At 75.8% G+C, this 2,975-nt stretch carries 2 protein-coding genes; one reads left to right on the top strand and one right to left on the bottom strand.

Translation table 11 applies throughout. The features are described 5' to 3' along the window. Positions 1 to 217: 217 nt before the first annotated feature. Complete coding sequence (locus tag KBX39_RS27630) at positions 218 to 646, top strand: DUF3151 domain-containing protein (protein WP_043327556.1); 429 nt, start codon at positions 218 to 220, stop codon at positions 644 to 646. 51 nt (positions 647 to 697) lie between these two features. On the opposite strand, the gene KBX39_RS27625 is transcribed toward KBX39_RS27630, so the two are convergent. After that, positions 698 to 2,797, bottom strand: a complete 2,100-nt coding sequence (locus KBX39_RS27625) for a chromosome partitioning protein (protein ID WP_210873294.1) — start codon at positions 2,795 to 2,797, stop codon at positions 698 to 700. Positions 2,798 to 2,975: the final 178 nt, after the last annotated feature.

Below are 2,975 nucleotides of genomic sequence, written 5' to 3'. Positions count from 1 at the left end.
GAACGACAGGAGCCCGGCGGGCACGCCGCCGGGCTCCTGCGTAACCGGGTCCTGGGGAGGCTCCGGATCTGTATTTGTAGTGCAAGAACCACGTCGGCGGCATGGGCCGCGGGTACGTGTGCTCCCGCCGCAGGCGTGACGAAACCCTCAGCCGTTCAGCCAACCGTACGGGCGAGGCCCCTCGCGTACCCGATGGCGAAGCGGGTTGAATGGGGCGATGCAGAACCTGTTGCCTGAGCCACCGGCCACCCTGCTCCCGGCCCACGAGGAGGCCGACGCCGCGCTGGCGGCGGCGGCCGAGCAGGGCACCGACGAGGCGTACGCCGAGGTCGCGGCCCGCTTCCCGACCTACAGTGCGGCCTGGGCCGCGCTGGCCGGCCGCGCGCTCGCCGCGGGCCAGGTCGTCACGGCGTACGCGTACGCCCGCACCGGCTACCACCGGGGCCTCGACCAGCTGCGCCGCAGCGGCTGGAAGGGCCACGGCCCGGTGCCCTGGTCGCACGCGCCCAACCAGGGCTTCCTGCGCTGCCTCTACGTGCTGTCCCGCGCGGCGGGCGAGATCGGCGAGGCGGACGAGGCGGCCCGGTGCGCCCAGTTCCTCCGTGACTGCGACCCGGCCGCCGGAGACGCGCTCTCCGGCGACTGACCACTGCCGCGACGGCCGGTCCCCACCCGGGTACCGGCCGTCGCGCCCGTCCTACAGCCCTTCCGCCACCGACGCGGCGATCTTCAGCCAGGCGTCCCGGGTGGCGGAGGAGAGCTGCCCGTACCGCAGCGGCTCGCCGGTGTCGATGAGCCGCTCGTACGGCGCCAGCAGCACCGCCCGGGTCCGCGCCGCGAAGTGGGCCTGGATCGCGGGCAGGTCGATCTCCTTGCGCGACGGCGGCATCGACACCACTGTCACCGCCTGCCGGACCAGCCGCTGCCGGCCGCTCTGCTCCAGGTGGTCGAGCATCCGGGCGGCGGTCTCGGCCGAGTCGTTCCGGGCCGACATGGTCACCACGAGCTGGTCGGTGGCGTCCATCGCGGCCTGCCAGTTCTGCGCCCGGACGTTGTTCCCGGTGTCCACGAAGATCAGCTTGTAGAAGCGGCTGACCACCTCGCGGATCTCCGCGAACGCGGCGGCGGTGAGCATCTCGCCGCCGGTCGCCGACTCGTCCGAGGCGAGCACGTCGAACATGCCCTCGCCCTGCGAGCGGACGTACTGCGACAGATCGCCGACCCGGCCGTGCGGCCCCTGGAACTGCGCCAGGTCGCGCAGCATGTCGCGCACCGTACGGGCGTGGAAGTCCTGCTGCGCCCGCATGCCGAGGGTGCCCTGGGTCTCGTTGTTGTCCCAGGCCAGCACGTATCCGCCGCGCTTCTGGCCGAACGTCATGGCGAGCAGCAGGATCGCCACCGTCTTGCCGGCGCCGCCCTTCGGGTTGACCACAGTCACCTGGCGCAGCCCGCCGAAGTTGCGGCGGACCATCTCGATGTCGCGCTTCACCTCCTGCTCGTGCCGCCCGGGCGCGAGCCGGACCAGCCCGATCTTGTTGACCACCGCGCGTACGCCCATGGTGGCCACCGGGTCGACCGGCCGGGCCTGGCGGCGGCGGGCGAAGTCCTCGGCGGTCGGGGGTACCGCCTGCTGCGGCGTCCAGCCCTGCTCCGGGTACGCCGGCTGCTGTGGTGGCTGGGGCGCGGCCGGACCGGACACCGGCGGGGCGGGCACGTGCGGTGGCACCGGGGCGCCGGTCTGCGCCGGCCCGGTCTGCGCTGGGCCGTTGTGCGCTGGGCCGTTGTGCGCCGCGACTGCCTGCGTCGGTCCGGCCTGCGCCGGACTGGCTTGCGCCGGACTGGCCTGCGCCGGGCCGGTATGGGCCGGGCCGGGCTGTGGCGTCCAGCCGGGCGGCGGGTACCAGCCGGGCTGGCCGGGTTGCGGCTGGTAGCCGGCCTGTGGGTAGCCGGCCTGGGGATAGCCGGCCTGCGGGTAGCCGTTGCCGTAGGGCGACGGCGGCGCCGGCACGCCCGGCGACGGTGGGAACGGCCCGAGACGCGGCGGCTCCGGCGCCGGCTCACCCGTGCCCGGCGACGACGCTCCGGTGACCTGCGCCCGGCCGGTCACCGGGGCGGTGTCGGGCGGCGGGAGCGCAGTGCCGGCGACCGAGGCCCGGCCGGAGACGGCGCCGTCGGCGTGGACGGCCCGCGCCGGGTCGGTGCCGGACCCCGGCGTGTCGCTGTCAGCGGGAACGAGGTCCGGTGCGGAGTCGGCAGTGGCCCGCTGCGGCGGCTGGGCCCACGGCGACGCGGCCCGGCCGTTGCCGGCACCCTCGCCGTCCGCGTCGGCCGATGCCCGCGCGTCGGCCGAGCGCGCCGTTGTCCGCGTGTCCTCCGGGTCGGCTGCCGTCTGCGTGTCAGCTGGGTCCGGCAGTGTCCGCGTGGCGGCCGGATCGGGAGCGGGCGCGCCCTGCAACGAGGGATATGCGGCGGCCGGATCCGGGCCGGGCGCTGCCTGCGACGCGGGAGGCGTGGCGGCCGTGACCGGTGAGCCCGGCTGGGCCGGCGTCGCGCCGGGAGGCGGCTGGTCGAGCGTGAACGGCAGGTCCAGGTCGACCGCGGGCGCCGGTGGCCCCGGGACGTCCGACGTCGACGGCGTGGGGGCGTCGGCCGGCGGAAGCGGCCAGGGCACGGCCGCCCAGGGCGGGGCGGTGACCACGCCGTCGTTCTCCTCCGGCGGCCAGAGCGGCTCGACGTCCCGCTCCGGCACCTGCCCTCGACCCGGCACGTGGGCCCGGTCGTCGTTGTCGTGCACCACGGTTCCTCCCCATTCCTTCCGCCGAGGATAGGCGGTACGGCCAGCGGCGCGAGCCGGACGGGGATCGACCGAGGTCAGCCCGTCCAGACCGCCCAGGCGCCCGGCTCGGTCCACCAGGAGCGCTTGCGGCTCAGCTCGCCCTCGACGCCGTCGTCGAGGAAGGGCACCTTCTCGTCGC

This window comes from Micromonospora sp. D75 (assembly GCF_018070405.1).
In the GTDB taxonomy this organism is placed as follows: Bacteria; Actinomycetota; Actinomycetes; order Mycobacteriales; family Micromonosporaceae; genus Micromonospora; species Micromonospora chalcea.
Note: the sequence above shows the minus strand (reverse complement) of the source record. Positions and strands in the feature narration are given on the sequence as shown.